The sequence below is a fragment of the Massilimicrobiota sp. mt181 genome, from assembly GCF_055420065.1.
The window spans coordinates 133619-154454 of sequence record NZ_JBVAYN010000001.1 but is presented as its reverse complement, the minus strand read 5'-3'; the positions used below and the strand labels follow the sequence as shown (position 1 = coordinate 154454).

21 protein-coding genes and 1 other annotated feature are annotated in these 20836 nt (G+C 33.5%); all 21 genes read right to left on the bottom strand.

What is annotated here, in order from left to right; genetic code table 11:
* Nucleotides 1-15 precede the first annotated feature (15 nt).
* Entirely contained in the window at nucleotides 16-1032 is a 1017-nt protein-coding gene (gene ilvC / locus ACZYT4_RS00760; RefSeq protein WP_463781706.1) for a ketol-acid reductoisomerase, read from the bottom strand.
* Nucleotides 1033-1037: 5 nt separating this feature from the next.
* The gene (gene ilvN, locus ACZYT4_RS00755) at nucleotides 1038-1553 is read right to left on the bottom strand and encodes an acetolactate synthase small subunit (RefSeq protein ID WP_463781705.1); all 516 of its coding nucleotides are present in this window, start codon (nucleotides 1551-1553) and stop codon (nucleotides 1038-1040) included.
* A gap of 3 nt (nucleotides 1554-1556) precedes the next feature.
* Entirely contained in the window at nucleotides 1557-3242 is a 1686-nt protein-coding gene (gene leuA, locus ACZYT4_RS00750) for a 2-isopropylmalate synthase (RefSeq protein WP_463781704.1), read from the bottom strand.
* 58 nt (nucleotides 3243-3300) lie between these two features.
* Nucleotides 3301-3553: a binding site (T-box leader), on the bottom strand.
* A 215-nt stretch (nucleotides 3554-3768) separates the two neighbouring features.
* Nucleotides 3769-4806, bottom strand: a complete 1038-nt coding sequence (locus ACZYT4_RS00745; RefSeq protein WP_463781703.1) for a D-alanine--D-alanine ligase family protein — start codon at nucleotides 4804-4806, stop codon at nucleotides 3769-3771.
* Nucleotides 4803-6155 carry a UDP-N-acetylmuramoyl-tripeptide--D-alanyl-D-alanine ligase gene (locus tag ACZYT4_RS00740; RefSeq protein WP_463781702.1) on the bottom strand — a complete coding sequence of 451 codons (1353 nt, stop codon included), beginning with the start codon at nucleotides 6153-6155 and terminating at the stop codon, nucleotides 4803-4805. Before ACZYT4_RS00740 ends, ACZYT4_RS00745 begins: the two co-directional genes overlap by 4 nt.
* 105 nt (nucleotides 6156-6260) lie before the next feature.
* Nucleotides 6261-6596, bottom strand: a complete 336-nt coding sequence (locus tag ACZYT4_RS00735) for a hypothetical protein (protein ID WP_463781701.1) — start codon at nucleotides 6594-6596, stop codon at nucleotides 6261-6263.
* On the bottom strand, nucleotides 6596-7849 hold the full coding sequence (locus ACZYT4_RS00730; protein WP_463781699.1) for a DUF5050 domain-containing protein: 1254 nt from the start codon (nucleotides 7847-7849) through the stop codon (nucleotides 6596-6598). The genes ACZYT4_RS00735 and ACZYT4_RS00730 overlap by 1 nt, the downstream gene beginning before the upstream one ends.
* 24 nt (nucleotides 7850-7873) lie before the next feature.
* Entirely contained in the window at nucleotides 7874-8146 is a 273-nt protein-coding gene (locus ACZYT4_RS00725) for a DUF4834 domain-containing protein (protein ID WP_463781697.1), read from the bottom strand.
* A 43-nt stretch (nucleotides 8147-8189) separates the two neighbouring features.
* Nucleotides 8190-8426, bottom strand: coding sequence for a helix-turn-helix domain-containing protein (locus ACZYT4_RS00720; protein WP_463781696.1), 237 nt, complete (start codon nucleotides 8424-8426; stop codon nucleotides 8190-8192).
* A 2-nt stretch (nucleotides 8427-8428) separates the two neighbouring features.
* On the bottom strand, nucleotides 8429-9376 hold the full coding sequence (gene whiA / locus ACZYT4_RS00715; protein ID WP_463781695.1) for a DNA-binding protein WhiA: 948 nt from the start codon (nucleotides 9374-9376) through the stop codon (nucleotides 8429-8431).
* A gap of 12 nt (nucleotides 9377-9388) precedes the next feature.
* The gene (gene rapZ / locus ACZYT4_RS00710) at nucleotides 9389-10237 is read right to left on the bottom strand and encodes an RNase adapter RapZ (protein WP_463781694.1); all 849 of its coding nucleotides are present in this window, start codon (nucleotides 10235-10237) and stop codon (nucleotides 9389-9391) included.
* Between the two features lie 100 nt (nucleotides 10238-10337).
* Nucleotides 10338-11240: a thioredoxin-disulfide reductase gene (trxB, locus tag ACZYT4_RS00705; protein ID WP_463781693.1), complete on the bottom strand. Its 903-nt coding sequence runs from the start codon at nucleotides 11238-11240 to the stop codon at nucleotides 10338-10340.
* Nucleotides 11237-11890, bottom strand: a complete 654-nt coding sequence (gene ppaX, locus ACZYT4_RS00700) for a pyrophosphatase PpaX (RefSeq protein WP_463781692.1) — start codon at nucleotides 11888-11890, stop codon at nucleotides 11237-11239. Before ppaX ends, trxB begins: the two co-directional genes overlap by 4 nt.
* 136 nt (nucleotides 11891-12026) lie before the next feature.
* The gene (locus tag ACZYT4_RS00695; RefSeq protein ID WP_463781691.1) at nucleotides 12027-13340 is read right to left on the bottom strand and encodes a PTS sugar transporter subunit IIC; all 1314 of its coding nucleotides are present in this window, start codon (nucleotides 13338-13340) and stop codon (nucleotides 12027-12029) included.
* Between the two features lie 111 nt (nucleotides 13341-13451).
* Nucleotides 13452-14513: a histidinol-phosphate transaminase gene (gene hisC / locus ACZYT4_RS00690; RefSeq protein ID WP_463781690.1), complete on the bottom strand. Its 1062-nt coding sequence runs from the start codon at nucleotides 14511-14513 to the stop codon at nucleotides 13452-13454.
* The gene (locus ACZYT4_RS00685) at nucleotides 14497-15300 is read right to left on the bottom strand and encodes an HAD-IIB family hydrolase (protein ID WP_463781689.1); all 804 of its coding nucleotides are present in this window, start codon (nucleotides 15298-15300) and stop codon (nucleotides 14497-14499) included. The genes hisC and ACZYT4_RS00685 overlap by 17 nt, the downstream gene beginning before the upstream one ends.
* 70 nt (nucleotides 15301-15370) lie before the next feature.
* Complete coding sequence (locus tag ACZYT4_RS00680; protein WP_463781688.1) at nucleotides 15371-16174, bottom strand: zinc ribbon domain-containing protein; 804 nt, start codon at nucleotides 16172-16174, stop codon at nucleotides 15371-15373.
* Nucleotides 16175-16177: 3 nt separating this feature from the next.
* Nucleotides 16178-16687, bottom strand: coding sequence for a DUF6568 family protein (locus ACZYT4_RS00675; RefSeq protein WP_463781687.1), 510 nt, complete (start codon nucleotides 16685-16687; stop codon nucleotides 16178-16180).
* Between the two features lie 121 nt (nucleotides 16688-16808).
* Nucleotides 16809-18518, bottom strand: a complete 1710-nt coding sequence (locus tag ACZYT4_RS00670; protein WP_463781686.1) for a vWA domain-containing protein — start codon at nucleotides 18516-18518, stop codon at nucleotides 16809-16811.
* Nucleotides 18519-18753: 235 nt separating this feature from the next.
* Nucleotides 18754-20148 (bottom strand): hypothetical protein, encoded by a 1395-nt coding sequence (locus tag ACZYT4_RS00665; RefSeq protein WP_463781685.1) that lies wholly within the window; start codon nucleotides 20146-20148, stop codon nucleotides 18754-18756.
* Nucleotides 20145-20756: a hypothetical protein gene (locus ACZYT4_RS00660; RefSeq protein ID WP_463781684.1), complete on the bottom strand. Its 612-nt coding sequence runs from the start codon at nucleotides 20754-20756 to the stop codon at nucleotides 20145-20147. The genes ACZYT4_RS00665 and ACZYT4_RS00660 overlap by 4 nt, the downstream gene beginning before the upstream one ends.
* Nucleotides 20757-20836 lie beyond the last annotated feature (80 nt).

The following is a 20836-nucleotide window of genomic DNA, read 5'->3' as shown; positions in this document are numbered from 1 at the left end:
CAAAGTGTGTGTGTCTTAATTATTAATTAATTTATCTTCATCAGACCAGCTATATAAGCTTCTAATTTCTTTTCCAACTTTTTCACTTTGATGTTCTTTAGCTAATTTACGCATAGCTTTGAAATGAGCTTGTCCTCCAGCTGGTGACATATCCAATAAGAAATCTTTCGCAAATGTTCCATCTTGAATATCTTGTAAGATTTGACGCATAGCTTTCTTTGTATCTTCAGTGATAATCTTTGGTCCTGTAATATAATCACCATATTCTGCAGTATTTGAAATAGAATATCTCATACCTTCAAATCCTGATTGATAGATCAAATCAACAATCAATTTCATTTCATGAATACATTCAAAGTATGCATTCTTTGGATCATATCCTGCTTCTACCAAAGTTTCAAAACCAGCTTGCATTAAAGCACAAACACCACCGCATAATACAGCTTGTTCACCAAATAAGTCAGTTTCAGTTTCAGTTCTGAATGTTGTTTCCAAGATACCTGCTCTTGCTCCACCAATAGCTAAACCATATGCTAAAGCGATGTCTAAAGCTCTACCTGTTGCATCTTGTTCAACTGCTACTAAACATGGTGTTCCTTTTCCTGCCTGATATTCACTACGTACTGTATGTCCTGGTGCTTTTGGTGCAATCATTGTCACATCAACATTTTTTGGTGGAACAATTTGACCAAAATGAATATTAAATCCATGAGCAAACATCAACATGTTTCCTTCTTCCAAGTTTGGTTCAATAGATTCTTTATATAATTTTGCCTGTAATTCATCATTAATAAGAATCATGATGATATCTGCTTTTTTAGCAGCTTCAGCAGAAGTATAAACTTCAAATCCCTGAGCTTCTGCTTTTGCCCAAGATTTAGACCCTTCGTATAAACCAACAATAACATGAACTCCTGATTCTTTTAAGTTCAATGCATGAGCATGTCCTTGAGACCCATAACCAATAATCGCTACTGTCTTTCCATCCAACAAAGCTAAATTACAATCTGATTCATAATAAATTTTTGACATTTTTTTTACCCCCTGTTTTCTTTTTTATTTATTTCAAAATCATTAAGACCTCTTGAAATACCAGCCAAACCAGTACGTACGATCTCAACAATATTGAAGCCATCTAACATAGCCAATAAGCCATTAATTTTACTATGTGTTCCTGTCACTTCAATGACCATTGAATCAGGTGACACATCCACAATCTTTGCTCTAAAGATATCAACAATTGACACAATATCAGCACGTGTACTGCGATCTGCCTCTACTTTGATTAGCACAAGTTCACGATAAACAGATGATTCACTTGGCAAAGCAAAAATTTCAATGACATCTTCAAGTTTTCTTAACTGTTTTTCAATCTGTTCTAAGATCTGCTGATTGCCTTGAGCTACAACTGTCATTCTTGAAATTCCTTCAATGCTTGTCGGTCCAACTGTTAAACTATCAATGTTGTAGCCACGTCTTGAGAAAAGACTACTCACACGTGTCAGTACCCCTGCACTGTTGTGTACAAGTATTGATAAAATGAGTTCTTCCATAATCTATCCTTCCTTTTTAATATTTTTATATATACGATTCATGGCTGAAATCATAGCTTTAATTGTTGCCGTTGTGATATTCAAATGAACACCCACACCATATTCACATTCTTCAACACCTAATGGGCGTAGCTGAACATAAGCAGCAGCCTTAGAATTAGAACCTGATGTCAAAGCATGTTCACTATAATTAACCAATTCTGTATATAAGAAATCATCTGTTGAGTTAAATGCATTCTTTACAGCATCGATTGGTCCATTACCATATCCAATTAAAGTTTTTAATTCTCCATGATCTTCGATTGTCACTTCAGCACGTCTTTCATATTCATTATCTTCATCACTAATATCAATCAGTCTTTGTTTAATAAATTTGTATGGATATTCAATATCAATATATTCTTTCTTAAATGTATCATAGATACGTTCTGGAGATACTTCTCCCTCTAATTCACTGATATTTTGAATAGATTTCGCAAAATCTACCTGCAATGCTTTTGGTAAATGATAACCAAAAACAGTTTCCATAACAAAGGCAACGCCACCTTTTCCAGACTGTGAATTAATACGTACAATTGGTTCATACTGACGATTTAAATCAGCTGGATCAATTGGCAAATATGGCACTTCCCAAATACCATCACCACGTTGATGATAAGCATACATACCTTTATTGATGGCATCCTGATGGCTGCCAGAGAAAGCTGTAAAGACAAGTTCTCCAGCGTATGGTTGTCTAGGTGGAACTTCCATTTTGGTACATTTTTCATAAACATTCTTAATTTGATTCATTTGTCCAAGTTCCAATTCTGGATCAATACCATGTGTAAACATATTTAAAGCCAATGTGATAATATCAACATTTCCTGTTCTTTCTCCATTTCCAAAGAGAGTTCCTTCAACACGATCAGCACCAGCCAATAAAGCCAATTCTGTCGCTGCAACGCCACATCCTCTATCATTATGTGGATGTACACTGACAATGACTCTTTCACGATCTTTGAAATGACGACACATCCATTCAATCTGATCAGCATATACATTTGGCGTATCCATTTCCACTGTAGATGGCAAATTGATAATCACTTTACGTTCTTTTGAAGCTCCCCATGTATCCAAAACAGCTTCACAGACTTCCATCGCATAATCAACTTCTGTTCCAGTAAAGCTTTCTGGTGAATATTCCAAAATGACTTCACCATCAAAATCCTGTGATAAATCTTTGACTAATTTTGTCCCATCAACAGCAATCTGTTTAATTTCTTCCTTACTTTTATGAAAGACAACATCCCTTTGTAAAATAGATGTTGAATTATAAATATGCACAACAGCTTTTTTTAATCCCTTTAATGATTCAAAAGTTCTTTTAATTAAATGTTCTCTAGCCTGTGTTAAGACTTGAACAGTAACATCATCAGGTATTAAATTCTTTTCTATTAATAATCTTAAAAAATCATACTCAATCTGTGATGATGATGGAAAACCAACTTCAATTTCTTTAAATCCCAAACGAACAAGGAGCTGAAACATTTCTACTTTTTCATCAATACTCATTGGTGTAATCAATGCCTGATTTCCATCACGTAAATCAACTGAACACCAGATAGGTGCATGTTCAATTTCATGATCTGGCCATGTACGATCTGTTAATTTGATTGTTTCAAACTTTTTATATTTTTTATAATTCATCTTCTTCCTCCCCTTTCCTATAATAAAAAATCTCGTTCTCATTATGAAAAAATTCATAATAGAGGACGAGAGTTCATGACTTCGTGGTTCCACCTCATATTCATTATTGCCTCACGACAATAACCTTATCAAGTACGCTTATCTTATAAGTTCATACTCTAGCGTGATAACGGTCGCATTCCGTAGCAGCTTACTATACTTTCAGTGCTCTACTCAAGGACGAGTTCAATAATATTCTCACAATTCTTTTCACCAGCCAGAATTTCTCTACGCTTCCCCTATTATTTACTATTTCCTATCACTGTATTTATTATAGAGTTGTTGGATATATCATATACCTTTTCTCAAACATAGTCAACCATAATTTCTTTTTTTCAGTTCTCTTTTTTTCACTTTTATGAAAATAAATATATTATTTTTAGTGTTTTTCAAAAAATAAAGTGCATTTTACAAACTATATCTACATCGCTTTAAAAGCATTTTTTTCGCTTTATATGCAAAAAAAGAATAACTACTAAGAGTTATTCTATCGTTCAAATGCTAATTCAATTAATCGATCGATAAGATCACTATAAGAAAGACCATAATCAGCCATTAATTGTGGATACATCGAAATTTTTGTAAAACCAGGCATTGTGTTAATTTCATTCAAATAAACCTGATTTGTTTTCTTATCCAAAAAGAAATCAACACGTGAAAGACCATGTCCATCAATAGCTTTAAACACCTTCAATGCATATTCTCTAATCTTTTCCTGAATATCAGCATCAACCAAAGCTGGAATACATGTCTTACTTTCTTCATCTTCATATTTTGATTCAAATGTATAAAATTCACCATGAGGCATAATTTGTCCTACACGTGAAACAACTGGATCATCATTACCTAAGACTGCCGTTTCTAATTCAATACAGTCAATATATTCCTCTACAACAATATGACTATCATATTGTCCTGTCTGTTCAAGAATATCTAAAAAGTCCTCTTCTCTATCTACACGGAAGCATCCTACACTTGATCCAGAACGACTTGCTTTCACAAAGCATGGAAAACCTAGTGTTTCTTTCACTGTTTTTAAAACGTCTTCTGTTTCTTCAAACTGTTGATTGACAACAACATATTTTCCATCATATCTTTTCTTCACATAGAGAGATTTGACTTGTGGAATCCCTACTGTTTGTAAGATTTTTTTCGTATATATTTTATCCATCGCAACACTTGAAGCTAAAGTATGGCAACCAACATAAGGCACCTGAGCCAATTCAAATAAACCTTGGATGGTTCCATCTTCACCATATTTACCATGTAAAACTGGGAAAATAACATCTTGTTGTTGAATAAGCTGATAGACATCTTTAACAGGTGTTGCCAAATCAAGCCAACCTTTTGTCGCAAGATCATCTTGCGTATCATCTAAAAGATACCATTGACCATCCTGATCAATACCAACCAAAGTTAAATCATAATAGTCTCTATGAAGATTTTTTAATACAGATGTACAAGACATTCTTGATACCAGATTTTCTGTAGATTGTCCTCCACATATAATCATTAATTTTTTCATTTTTTATATGTCTCCTTTAAATACTCTACAATTTCTTGAAGATGCATACCATTTGATCCTTTTAAAAGAATCACATCATGATCTTGAAGATGATTTTTTAATGCATCTATTAACTGTTGATTATTTTCAAAATGATATGTCTCTACGCCATGTTCTTGAGCCTTTAAAGCCATCCACTGACTGGCCTGTCCAACACACCATAATTGATCAATATGTTTTTTAGCCACATACTCTCCAACTTCTTCATGAAAGGCTTGAGTATATTCTCCCAGTTCCAGCATATCAGCTAAAATCGCTATTTTTCTTTGAGGATATTGTGCCAAAACATCAAGACTTGATTTCATCGAATCTAAATTTGCATTGTATGTGCCATCAATAACTTTTATATCCTGCGCAAGTTCAATCACATCCATACGCTTTTGTGTCAGTTCAAACTGTTCAATACCCGCAATACATTTTTTAATATCTATCTTTAAACTTAAGCCCACTGCAATCGCCAGCAAAGCATTCGTCACAAAGTGTTCTCCAGAAACAGGGACATGAACATGATATGTCTGATTCTGATAATCCAAATCAAAATAAGATTCTTCCAAAAGTAATTGAATATGGTGGGCTCTTAACTGACAGTCTTCATTTTTACCAACGCGTATCATACGATAACCATTTTCTTCTACACCATGTAAAAGATCATTGTCATCATTGATAATCAATACACCTTGAGAAGACAACCCTTCAACAATTTCCATCTTGGCCTTTAAGATATTCTCACGCGATCCCAATTCACCAATATGCGCTGTTCCTACATTGGTGATCACAGCAACATCGGGCTTTGCGATTTTTGTCAAATGACGAATCTCTCCAAGATGATTCATCCCCATTTCCAAAACCATAACTTCTTCATCACGATGTCTCAAAATCGTAAGTGGCAATCCAATATGATTATTATAATTTCCTAAAGTCTTTAAAGCATGATACTGTGTTGAGACCACAGCATAAATCATATCTTTCGTACTAGTCTTGCCAACACTGCCAGTAATACCAACAACCTTAACATGACGATGCTCTCTTAAATAAGCAGCCATATCTGTCAACGCCTGCAAAGTATCTGGAACCAAGATCACATTTTTCTTAGGATAATCTATCACCTGTGATGTTATGACTGCCCTAGCACCTTTTTCAAAAGCCTGTTCAATAAACTGATGCCCATCGTTGTTTTCACCAATCAGAGGAATATACATATCTCCTTGCTGAATCTGTCTCGTATCCTGTGTAAAACCATGGATATCCTCATTGATATTCCCACTTAATAACATTCCACCAGTGGCTTCTATAATCTCTTTTATTAACATATTTTTACCTCATTTTTAATATATGCACTATTATAGCACCAGTTGACTTGGAATGCTATGAAATTTTCTTGATTGCACATAATAAAAAATAGCTGTTGAAAACAACTATTTCTTACAATATTCAGATTCTAAAATATCTCTATTTGAAGATTGATAATATGGCATAGATAATTTTGTTTCATCAGATAAATAATCATGATAATCAATCATGCCCTGAAAAATGCCATAAAACTGATAGACATACATAATGCCACCACAATCTCGAATACGTTTTTTAAAACTCTGCACCACTTGATGATAATCGAAAGATGTTTCGACATATAAGAATATCTTTGGACCTTTTTGTTTAATTATTGTGATGGATTGAATACCTTGAATAGGTGCCTGCTTTAACCATTCTAATATTTTTTGATATCTGGCTGCAACCAATACAACAACCATTATATATAATCTCCTGATCCATCAAAAAACAATCTTTGTTGCTGTGCACCATCAAAATCCATTATCACAAAATAACTATCCTGTTGATATGTAGAAGTATATGTCTTCAAAATCAATTTATCACCAACTATAAATCCTGATTCAACAAGTCCATTATAAACAGTTTTCTCCTGTTTTGTTGATAATTCGTATCTCACAACACTACCATCCATAGACTGATAGAAAAGATACTGATCATTGATATTAAGGAATTGGACTGCTCTTTCTTTAAGAATATCTGTTTGAAGATTTTCAACATCTAAACAAGAAATTGTTCCCTCATCATCCATATAATAAAGCCATCCATTTTGATAAATCAGATTATGATAAGAACCACTTAAGACTTTCTCATCGTTTTTTCCATCTGTCTGTACACGATATATACCATCTGTACTTGTATAATAAATAACTTGATCAACAACATTCAGACGATAAGACTTTCTATCATTGAGTTTGGTTTCCTGTTTGGTTTGTAAATCATAGACATAGATAGATTCATTATCATCATCTCGTTGATAATAAATATGGTCATTGACAATATAAACATAATAAACAGCTTGAGAGATAAGTGTCTGCTGATCTTCACCATTTAAAGACGCCTGACAGAGATAATGATTTTTGTCAGTATAATAAAGATGATTATCATAAACCTGAATATACTCACTAACCTGTGTCATTAATGTTTGACGATTATCCAGATTTTTATCCATGGATACCAGATAACCCTGATCATTACTCATATAAAGGTTTTCACCATCAAAATAAGCCAAACCATTCTGATTGATATTTCCTATTTGACTTGATGTATTTGTTTCTTGTGATATAACCATATCCGCCTGTGGTAAATCAGTCTGATAATTGGTAGCATTCAAAGATGGTCCATGATAAATATATTCATAAGATATAGCTGTTAATATAGCCAACACAACAGCACAAATTAAAACAAAAATCTTATTCACTTTTTTATTGACTGGTATATCTTTAAATGAAGATGTAGGTTTTTCATCTTGAATCGGATCCTCATCATAAAAAAGTGGCTGATAATATCCACCTATCTGTTCATTTGGATGAAGCAAATGTCCACAAGTTGAACAATACTGTTCTCCTTCTTTAATGATACTATGACAATGTGGGCATCTTTTGATCTGATATCCACAATGAGGACAATAATTCATATCCTCGTTTATTTCGTTTTGACAATTTGGACAAAACATGTCTCAACCCCCTCAATGATTGAATTAACGAGGATTTTCTTCCTCATCAACAACTTTATAATCAACATCTATAACATCACTATCCTGATTTTGAGTTTCCTGATAGTATGATTCATAATAACGACGATCTTCATCATCATTGACCTGTGTTTGTTTATGGCGTGAAGAAAAAAGTTTTCTTATACCCCAAATCACTATAATAACACCAATGAGGACAACAAGAATTGGTAAAAACAATCTTAATGCCAACATAATCAATACTAATACACATAATAAATAGATAAAATGATATCCCATAACACGTCTCCTTTTGCCATTTAGTCTATATGATAAATATAAACTATAAATGAACTGACTGATCTTCTTCGTGCCAGACAAACAAATAATAAACAGGGACTTTCAAACCCAAAGCAAATTTCTCAATAACTTTTAAAGATACATTACGACGTCCTCTTTCCACATCTGAAACATAGTTTTTAGATAACTGACAACGAAATCCCAGTTCTTCCTGTGAAACATTTTGCATTAAACGCAATTCTTTGATTCTTCTGCCAAATTTGACATTGATATTTTCCATGACTAATCCTTCTCCATTTGACGTATCTTTTGAGCCTCTTCTTTGATTTTCTTAAAACGATGATGTAACCCTGACTTACTGATTGTCTGTCCTGTCTGTTCGACATAGGCATTTGCTAATTCATTTAAAGTTAACTCTGGATTTTCTAGGCGCAATAAAGCAACAGTACGTGTTTTATCATCTAATATTTCAATACCGGCTTTATCAATAATATAGGCGATATCTTCAATCTGTGCTGATGAAGCACTCAATGCCTTGACTTCATTGGCGATATCACAGTTATTCCATCTGTTGACAGTATTTGCCATAGAACGATCAATACGTGTCATTTCAAAATTCATAACTGACTGTGATGCGCCAATCGCACGTAAGAAATCACCAATTTTTTCTGCTGATTTTAAATAAACAACATATTTATTACGACGTTTAATCATCTTGGCATTTAGCTCATAACGATTCATCAACTCCATAATAAACATCGCATAATCCTGTTCATTCACACTCATTTCCAGATGATAGTTTGAGGTATCTGGATTATTAACACTTCCACAAGATAAAAATACTCCTGCCAGATAAGCCCTCTTTTGGGCATCTGTTTCAAGAATTCTATCATCTGGGAAACTTTGAATGCCTATTCCTTCCATCAAATGCAAATCTTCTAAAATTTCTCTTGCTTTTGATACCATTAAAGTATAAATATTATTCTTCTTGAGTTTCATCTTTCGTGAAACACGAAACTCTATATGTGGTTGATATAAATCCTTTAAAAACTTGTGTAATTTAGATGCAATTTTTGCATTTTCTGTTCTTAATGTTAAAGTTAAACCTGACTGATTTAATGATAAAGTTCCAATAATTTTAATCATAGCACAGAGGATCGCTTTCTCACATGGTTGATCAAAATCATTAAAAACAATTTCCTCCTTGACGATTCTTGAAAAAGAAATCATCACACACCCTCCTTAATGATCGGCATCACGATGCCATTTATAAACCTGATAATATTTTGAATAATAATCTGCAAAATAATTCGTTAATGTCACAGAACGATGTTGACCTCCGGTACATCCAATTCCAATAATCATTTGCATTTTTCCTTCTTCTTCATATTTCTTCAACAAATAATCATAGTATTCAATCGTTCTTTTCACAAATTCCTGTGTCTCACTTTGTGACATCACATAATCATAAACCTCTTTATCATTACCTGTCAATTTTCTTAAGCTTTCAATATAGAAAGGATTAGGTAAAAAACGCACATCCAATAATAAATCCGCATCACGAGGAATGCCATGTTTATAACCAAAAGAAATAAATGAGACTCTAAAAGTATCTCGGTTTCCTTTATGGAAGTAACTTTCAAGTTTATCCTGCAGCTTAGATGGTTTTAAAAGTGTCGTATCAATAACAATATTAGCCAGCTGACTGATTGGATCAGCCATTTCTCTTTCAAATTCTATAGCTTCAACCAATGATGATGCGACATTACTAATCATTAATGGATGAGAACGTCTTGTTTGTTTATAACGTGAAAGTAAAACTTTATCTTCACAATCTAAAAAGATAACTGTCAGATCCACCCAATCCATATTAGATAAAATTCTCACTGCCAAAATCGCATCTCCCAAAGATATAGCCATAGCCACTTTCGAATACTTTGTAGAAGTACGCATCAAATCCCCAAATTCTTTCAACAAAGGTATCGGATAATTATCAATACAGCTATATTCCATGTTCTCAAAAATAGCCATTGCCTGTGTCTTTCCGGCCCCAGACATTCCTGTTACAACAACCACTTCAATTTTATTCATAAACTCACCCTCTTCTTTATACTATATCAAAAATCACATTATAAGTGTACTCTTTTTCTCATGACTTTATAGAAAAAGAGAAAAGTTTTCCTTTTCCCTTCTATTTCAATAATGATGCAATATACTGTCCAGCAACTGCTCCATCATTTGCTGCTGTGACAACCTGTCGTAAATGTTTTTCAGTTACATCTCCCCCAGCAAAAATACCTGCAACTGCTGTTTGTTGATTTTCATCAACTTCTATATATCCTTTTTCATTAACAATACCCAAATCTTTCACAAATTCTGTAATTGGATCCAACCCAATAAATGGGAAGATTCCCTGTGCCTGAATGGTTGAAAGTTCTCCTGTTTGAGAATCCTCAACAATCAAACCACTGACTTTCTGATCCGTCACTTCAATCGCATGAGGTTTCTTTAAATAATGCATTACGACATTTTCTTTTTGTTGGAGTTTATCAGCCAAATATTGATCAGCACGCAAAACATCACGTCTCACAACAACATGAACATGACTGACAATATCACTTAAATAAATCGCTTCTTCAATGGCACTGTTTCCACCACCAACAACACAAACATCTTTGTTTTTAAAGAAAGGTCCATCGCAAACTGCACAATAAGAGACACCTCTTCCACTCATTTCTTCTTCATGAGGAATACCCATGTGACGTTCTTTTGTCCCTGTCGCAATAAACACATAGCGTGCTTCATATGTTTTGTCTCCCACATGCACAACCTGATGGTCATCAAAGTGTTCAATGCGTTCAACTTCACCAAATTCATATTGAGCCCCAAAAGACAAGCATTGTTCATACATTGCATAAGCCAATTCCGGTCCTTTTGTAATTAAACCTGGGTAGTTTTCAATCTCAGCCGTTAAGTTCATTTTTCCGCCTGGTGCTCCTCCATCTAAAACATGAACACTGGCTCCTGCTCGACTTGCATATAAAGCAGCAGTTAATCCAGCTGGACCTGCTCCAATCACAATCAAATCAATCATTTTTCTTCCATCCTTTCTATAAATGGTATAATCTGTGACATATCATCAATCATTATATCCGGATGAAGACTTTCCATCTTCTGATATCCTTTCGGTGTCCATTTGACTCCCGCTGTATATATACCGGCATTTTGTCCGGCCTGAATATCTGTCACATTATCACCTATATATAATCCTTTTGAACAATGATACGTTTCCATCACACGAAGAATTCCTTCCGGTGAAGGTTTGACCTCTTTCACATCGTCCATTCCTAAAACCATATCAAAATAAGGTGTTATCTTAAATAAATCCAAACCAATATATGCTGCATGACAATATTTTGTTGTGACAACAGCCATTGGATAATTCTGAGCATGTAAATATGCTAATGTTTCCTGTACATGTGGATAAATTGTTACATAATCCTGATGATGAGAATGATTATATTCTCGATAATAATCAATCAGTTCATCAATCATATATTCTGGAAAACATCTAGAAAAAGTATATTTTAATGTTGGTCCTAAAAATGAAAGATGTTCCTCATCACTGATTTGATAATCTGGCTTATAGCGTTTAAAAACATGTTCAAACGACTTCCTAATCAACAAATCAGTATTTAATAATGTACCATCTAAATCAAAAATAACTGCAAAATCTTTTTTCATAAATCTCCTATTTCATATTATTATTTTAGACGCTTGTATTATAACATAAACATAGTTCAAAAAAAAGCAATGTGCAATTTTCTCATCCCACAAAAAAAGCCAAAAAAACACAATGATTCTTTTGACTTATTCAACATTATATATTTTCCTGACTTTGAATTCTTTCTACTTCAGATTTTTCATAGGCCTTCCAAAATGGATAAAAAATCACAATCCCAATCATAAAATTCACAAAGACTATGACTACTGCCATAATGGATCCCCCTGTTGCCAAATAACCTAATATCGGTGATGGTGTCGCCCATGGTAAATTGAGATACATTTTTCCAATGATTCCCATATCTGTTAAAGCATAGGTTAAAACACCAGTAATCGTATGTGATAAAACAAATGGGATAACGAGGAATGAGTTTAAAACAATGGGCAAACCATACATGACGGGCTCTACGATACAAAAAATAGAAGAAGGCAAACAGACAGTTGCGAGTGTTTTTAAATGTGGTAATTGATTTTGAGATTTATACATATAAAACAATACAGGCCAGCAGGTAGATACCCAGAAAAATAAACGATTAAAGCTAGGAACCCATACATGAGGAATAGCTTGTCCACTAAGAAAAGCTTCATTATTTTCAATAATCCAGGAAGTTGTAAATGGTGTAATCACAGCATTCACAATATTATCTCCATTTAATCCAGCCGCCCAAAAAAGCGTTGCCAAAAAATGGGCGAAACTAAACACAAAGATATTATCAGCTCCTGATAAGACTGGCAATAACATCTCTCCAACAAGTTCAGGAAGATTCATATTCATGATTGTCCTGACTCCCCAACAGATCAATGTGATAAAAAGGTAAGGGATAATAGCTGAGAAACTATCTGCAATTGCTGGCGGAACAGAATCAGGCAAAGCAATACGAATATGATAATGATAGCACAGCTGTATCACTTGGATAGAAATTGCACAAGCAACCAGTGCTGTAATCACCCCAGCACCGCCCCAATAATTAATGGGCACAGCACTTGGTAAAGCCGTTGCTTCCACTCTCTCTACAAACAGCTGTCCAATAGATGCATAGTTTAACAATATAAATGCAAAGAATGAGCCAACAGCTCCTGTCGTTTTATTTATCCCTTTGATTTCGGCATATTCACTACCAATGGAAATGACCATATAAACAGCCATAATATTCATAGATAAGCTATTGACAAGGGATATCTCATCCGCAAAAGGTTTCAAAAAAGGAAGCAATGCTGTTTCTGTCAGATTTCCATCAGAACACAAAAGATAAAAAATCAAAAAAATGGACCCAATCATCGTCACACCAATAGCTGCGACCATACCATTGGTGATTGCTTTGATAAAGGGTATTTTAGAAAAACGATTCATTGGTTGCGCAATTTTATCAACTTTTTCCATGATATGATTCATAAACATCGCATTTTTCATAATTTCCCTCCTCATCTTATCTTTATTATATATTTGAAAAAAGTCCCTTTCCATCGAGATATTTGACATAATATAAGACATTCTCTTTGGGTAAAAAAAAGAAGAAATTCTTTAAATCTCTTCTTCAAGTATTTTTTTTATTTCTTCAATAAAGATTTCCATCTGTTGTTGGGTTCCAATCGTCACTCTTAGATACTGTTCAATTCTTGGCTGATGAAAATAGCGAACAAGAATGCCTCTTTCTCTTAACTTTTCAAAAAGTGTTTGAGCATCATAATGAGGATGCTTAATAAAAAGAAAGTTAGCTTTTGAATCAGGCATTTCAAATCTTAATTTTTTTAATTGCTTTTTTGTATATTCTCTGGTTGCTATAATCTTTTGAGCATTGTCCTGAATATAATCACTATCCTGCATACTTGCTAGCCCAATAACTTGCGCAAGACTATCAATAGGATAAGAATTAAAAGAATTTTTCACATCATATAATCTAGCAATCACTTCCTGACTACCAATGGCCACTCCTAAACGAATCCCTGCCAATGATCTGAATTTAGAAAATGTCTGAGTAATCAAAAGATTAGGATACTGCTCAATTAATGAAACTGCACTCTCTCCTCCAAAATCAACATAAGCCTCATCAATCACCACAATACTTTCCTGATTATGTTTTAAGATATCTTCAATCATATGCAATGAAACACACAATCCTGTAGGTGCATTAGGATTAGGGAAGATAATTCCTGAATTTTCCTGATAGTAATCTTCTTTGACAATTTCAAATTGTTCATTTAATGGTATTTTTTGATAAGGAATTTGATATAAATCACAATAAACAGGATAAAAGGAATAACTGATATCTGGAAATAAGACAGGTGCTTCACCATTAAAACATGTTAAAAAAAGGAGTGCCAGTACTTCATCGGAACCATTTCCAATGAATATCTGTTGCTCAGAAACATGATGATAATCCGCTAAGGCCTGTCTTAATTCATCAGCATCTGGACGTGGATATAATGAGAGTTTTGAAGCATCAAAACGTTGAATGGCTTCTTTGACTTTTATTCCTGGATGATAAGGATTTTCATTTGTATTTAATTTAATCAGATTTTGAATACGTGGTTGTTCTCCTGCAATATAAGGTTGAACTTGTCTTAATTTATCTTGCCAGCTCATTTGTTTCTCCTCCTAACATTTCTTCAATCACTTCATAAACATAGCGAACATGACGTGGTATCATCTTTCGAATCTCATCTTGAGCATATACAAAAGTATAACTATTCTGCACTTCTTGCAACATGGATAAATCATTATATGAATCACCAATGGCATAAATATGGTGACGTGGAATTTTCAGCATTTCACAAAGCGTATTCAATCCTTGACCCTTGGAGCAGCCTTTAGCGACGACATCCACATAATGAAGATTATAATAAGCCTCAACCTCTTGATGAAAATGCTTCTGAATATACTCATAACACATTTTTGTGATATCCATATTTTGATCATCCTGATGAAAAGAAATAATTTCAAACTGTTGGGCACTTTGATAACAGTCTTGAAAAGAACCACTTACTACCTTTTCCTGTTGGCTCATATGTTCAACACATTGTCCATTTTTGTAACCATAGCTCAACTTCCCATCACTATAATAAGACCATAACCCAGAAAACTTAGTCGTATAATCTAAAATAGCTTGTCCAACATCTCTAGAAATTACACAATCATATATTTTTTGATAATGCTTATCTAGAATCTGAGCACCATTGTTAAGTATCAGATAATCAAAAGGAAAATGATATTGATCAAGTACCCATTTGATTTCAAAAAACTGTCTACCTGTACATAATGCAATTAAATGCCCTTGAGCCTGTAATTCTTTCATTTTCACAATATTGTATACACTGATATTGTCACCATCATGAATCAATGTTCCATCTACATCACTGATAAGTATTTTCATATTTGAACTCCTTTGTCCTATTATATCTAATCTCTTCTCAAAAGCAAAGAAAAAAAGAGGCACTTGCCTCTTAGCTAATATAATCTTGTGGGGTATGCGTATAAGTCAGTTTGGAATAATAAGTCTGATCTTGACGATACACAACAAATGAAGACTGACCATCATAATTTCCCATACCATAATGACCTAAAGTTTTTTTCTTTTGTTCAAACTCATCTTTTCTTTCTTTAAAATCATTCATCAGCTGAGTTGTTGTTGTCTGATTTCCTGTATATGTTTGAATAATCTGTTGTTGTTCTTCTGTGAAAAACAGTTCATCAAACGTTGTTGCATGATTTTTAACAAATACAACTGTTTCATCATTATAAGTATGAGCACGATCATAAGAGCGTTGAATTTCTACACTGAAATCATCATTGATTGCTAAACGATAAGTCAAATCATAATAAATATTATAATTATCAGCAATTTGAATCTGATATTCTTTTTCCCATGTACCATTTTTTTGGGATAATGTCTTTTCATAATTTTCAATATCTTCAACAATATCATCTACATTTGTAAATTGATTCTGAAAATCAGCTAAAGTCTCATAACTATCAATCAAAGCTGTTGCTTCACTATCCACAACATCTGGAAGTTCTATTTTTGTCTCCTGTTGCACAGGTTCACGATTAACCATTTGATTTAAAACACGACTATATAATAATGGTATCGTAATAAAGGAAAAAAAGATAATCACATATAATAAATATGTCATTGCCTTATTATTAGGCTTCTTATTTGAATAACCCTGCCTTAAATCCAATCCACAATGAGAACAAAAATTCTCATTCTCCTTTAACTCATGTCCACATCTTGGGCATTTTCTCATATATTACTCCTCCTCAAAATAATCATCCATGAACTGTTCAAATTCATCTAAAAATTCTTGCTTTCTTTCTAATTGTTTCTCTCTATCTTCTATTTCAAAATAAGCCTCATCAAGATACTGATAAGTTTTGACCATATCGCCATTTCTCACAACATGAATGGTAGGTGTCCAATCAAACTCCAATCGCTGATAAAGATTTTCATAAAAATCCTTCTCTTCCTGTGAGGCATCCTCATCACGTGCACGATCCCTATATTCCTTAATATTCAGATAATAAATACCTGTTCCCTCATGTTGATTGATATATTCCTCTAAAATAGGATAAAACTCCTGACAATCTCCACAGTCAGGTCTACCAATATACAATAAAAATGTAACATCTGAATTTAAATTCTGTGTTAACTCTTCATATGCAATAGGCTGAATTCCTTCAATTTTCAATTTTTCTGTCTTTGTATTTTGACATCCTACTAATAAAAAGCATGTCATCAAAAAACAAATCCATTTTTTCATTATCATCACCACTTTCGTTTAATATAACATAAAGCTCATCAAATGAAAAGAAACAATGCTTGTCTCACATAAAGAACCTATTTTCTCATCAAAAAAACGCACCTGAGTGCGTAAAAAGCTTTTATAAAGTTTTTTTCTTTTTGAACATAATTCCTAAAGTCAATAAAGCAAATAGAGAAAGAACCAGATATGGCCACATCACTGTCAAATCATCTGTTTGAACAGGTTGTGATTGTACAGATGAAGTAGGAGGTGTCTGTTGTGATTCCTGATTATTTTCTGGTGTCTGATCATCTGTTGACTGATGAGGAGGTGTTATTTCTACCTCTTCTTTGACTTCATAAGACACAATAGGTTTAGGAAATTCCATTTCTCCCTGGGTACCATCACTTGACTCATAAGCCAAGGTTGCTTTTTCATTGGTATATGTTTCATATATGCCTGCATTCGTTTCTTTGTGAGTCAAAGATAAAACATATGACAATTCAAGAGCCTGCCCTTTTTGAAGAGGTGTTTGAATATCTAAAACAAGTTGTTCCTGATCATGACTTTGATAGTGAATCTGATATTGGTCTTCAAAAGATATTGTATTTCCCTGAATTGTTCCTTTTAATACTTTTTCGCCAACGCTTAATGTCACTGTACTTAAATTCTTTAAATCAAAATCATCACCAATGATGTCTGTGATACTACCAGCTTTCATAGCATATAAAATATCACTTTTCACATTATCAAACATACCTGATACATCTGTTGGAATAACTTCTGACTGTCCTCCAATCTGACTCAAGTTTTCTACATATCGGCACCATGCGTAACTATCATAATATCTTGTATTGGCATAGGCATACCCATGATATTTTGTTGTAATATCACGCCATGCTGTGACAGCCTGATAAACGGCTGCATCATTTGCAGAAGCATGTTGATTTAAATCTTCAACTGCGACATACTCTCCTTCTTCAAAGCCCGCTTCTTGATAAGTGCTGTTAGTATATACCGTTCCTGCATCCGATGTATATGCCCCTAACTGATAGACATGCTGATACTGCTTTATATCTGATGTGATGCTTTCACCATATGTCTGATACCACGTTGCAATGTTCTGAAATTCTTCATAATATGTCTGAGCTGCTTCTTTTCGTTGCGCTTCTGTCATATTCATATAATCACGACCTGCATGATGTGCTGACATCATATCATTACCAGCAAGAATCTGGCCCTGTGTATTGACACCATTGCCCGGAAAAGCACTTTCACTATAGATAGACATAATATCATTTTCATTTTGCCCATCACCCCACAGATAAGTCACACCATCCGTCACCAAAACAAGATGTTTATTGTTGGAAGAAGTCTGTGTATCTGCATCCAGCATTGCTTCACCTTTTTTAAGCCCAGCATAAATATTTGTCCCACTTTCCAGTTTCTGGTCAATTGCTTTTTTCATGCGATCAATATTGTCTGCTGTCAATTTTGTTAAAGCAAGACTCGTACTATCAGTCGCATTCTTATTAAAAAGAACAACACCTACTTGAATGATATTGCCTTTATTGGCCTGCACTAATAATTCATCAAGCATCTTTTTAGCTTCGTTTCTTACATCAACACTTGTTGATTTATCTAATACAAAGACAACATCTGAATAAGTCTTTTCTTCATTTCCACTCATCCTCAATTGAACAGTTGTTTCATCATCTTCATTGAGTTGTGTCGCTGTTTTATCAAGTTTAATATCTTGGATAGAATTTGCAGCATAAACATTCATCAATGATGAACATATCAACATCAATGACATAGCAGCTGTTATCATTTTCCTTGTATATTTCATTTCTTTTCTCCTTTCCTATATACAAGTCTTTCCACTTTTCTATAAATCAAACATCATTCAACTGCTATTTTTACAAACAAAAAAACGTACCTAAATACGTTAAATTCAAAGATGCTATACCAAGATATCAATAATAAACCATATAATTGATTCTTCAATTTTCAATAGACTCTTTCCAAAACAGAGGAAGTCACATCAGTTACTTCCTCTATAATGAAAGAAAATGTTGAATTTCTTATGATACTGATATATTTACTTCTTCTATAGTAGCTTGACCATAATCAGCTATTGATGAATTTTGAAGTGTAGATTGAACATCATCTGCATTTTCTACATATTCAAAAGAGTCAGTATATAAACGTGATTGTCCCATATAATCACTATCGGGATCATAACTTGAATCAAAGTTTGTATAATAATACATATATCTTGTACTGTCTACGTATTGATGAGATGAAAAATCATAATCCTGATAAGTTTCCTGGAAAACAAAGACAAGATAATTTCTTTGATAAGTGATCTGTTCACTATTCTCCTTAATATAATAGGCTTTATAGAATTGACGTTGTGTCTGGTCACCGTTATAAGTATTCGTCGCCTCTGAGATAGCTTCATCATAGGCTTTCTTATAAATATCCTGATCTATTTCAGAAGCACTTTGATATTTCACTGTTAATCCTGAAACATCAAATTCCTTTGTTTCTTCCTTCAAAACAACTTTTAACTGTTTTGCTGTTTCTTGAGAATAATTGGCTCTCACAGTGACTTTATCTCCATTAGAAAGCTGACCATTATTTTCGATATCAAAAGAGATTGTATTTACAAAACTTGCTAGATTTTCATTTGTCATATCATAATCAATATTATATTCTTCAATATAAGCTTCTCCTGCTCCATTATAGCCATCATAAGATAAAACCATATTTTGAAAAGCATCTATTTCTATCTTATTAAAAAAAGTATCCCAGATTTTGTAACCTGCAAAAATGACAATAATCGCAGCGATAACACCAAATACAATTTTACCATTTTTAGTTTTGAAAAAGGCCACTGTCTTTTCTTTTGTTATTACAGGTTCAGTAGGTGTCTGTGAAGTTTTTGCCTCATCATTCGTTGTTGTCTCACTCACATTATCTTGTGTTTGATGAAGTGTTTCGTTTTGGAAAACTTCCCCATTTCCAGCAGGCAAATAGGCATCTAACGTCGTCACTTTCACAAGACCATCTAAACGCAACATGACAAAGACATGAAGTAGTGCAGAAGCAAAAACAATAATTCCCATGATAGTGACGATAACATCACTGCCAGTCAAATTCTGTAATGAGTCTCCCAACCCCACTAATTGAACAACAAAATAAACAGAGATAACCGTATGCAAAATAGCATCCCATAAAAGACTTTGAACTTTTTCCTTTTTCAAATAGTAAAGATATAAAAGCACTGTCACAATAATAGTTCCTAAAATTCCTACCATAAAGAAAATGATTGTATTGAAAAGACCAGAAAGAGAACTCATTAAACTGAAAATATCAGATGACATAGAGAGGATTCTCCATAAACTGATTGATAAAATGAAGTCAAAGATCACTACCAATAAACATAAAGGTTTAAATGCATATGTTTTTTTCATGATGATTCCCCTCCTTCTTCATGATTGTCAGATGATGAATTTGTTTCTTTTGGCGTTTCAGTAACCTTTCCATAAGACATATCTGGCATATAAGGCTGTAAAAAAGAAAGATGAAGCACATGATACATCTGTAAAAGAATCAAGGCATTAAAGATAACACCAATAATTGCAACAAGTAAAACAAGCTGTAAACTTCCCATAATAGAACCAGTGATATCTCCCACTTCACTCGTTCCTAAAAATAAAGAACTCATTCCACTCATCAACGTAGATACAATGGTGTCAAAAAATCTTAAAAACAAGATAAATTCTATAACCGCTAAAATACAACTGATGATAATCGCCAGTTTTCTTTCTTCATAAATAAAATAAACGGCTAAGAAAATAACAATAACAGCTGTTGCCACAATACCCAGACAAAAGATAAGTGAGATTGTTGACATAGACTCTGTTGTTAAGCCTGTTAAAGCAGAAGTATCATATGAACCTGATCCTCCAGCCAAACGACTTAATGGTGAATAAATCATATATGTTCCAATAAGCGATATGATACTGACAATCAAGGTAGCAATCGCTAAAGGCGCATATTTCATTTTTGATTTCATCATAAATCCCTCCCTTTTTTACTTATTATATCATATTTATTAAAAAAAGACTCACATTGACATAAAAGAAAAGAAAGCAACAA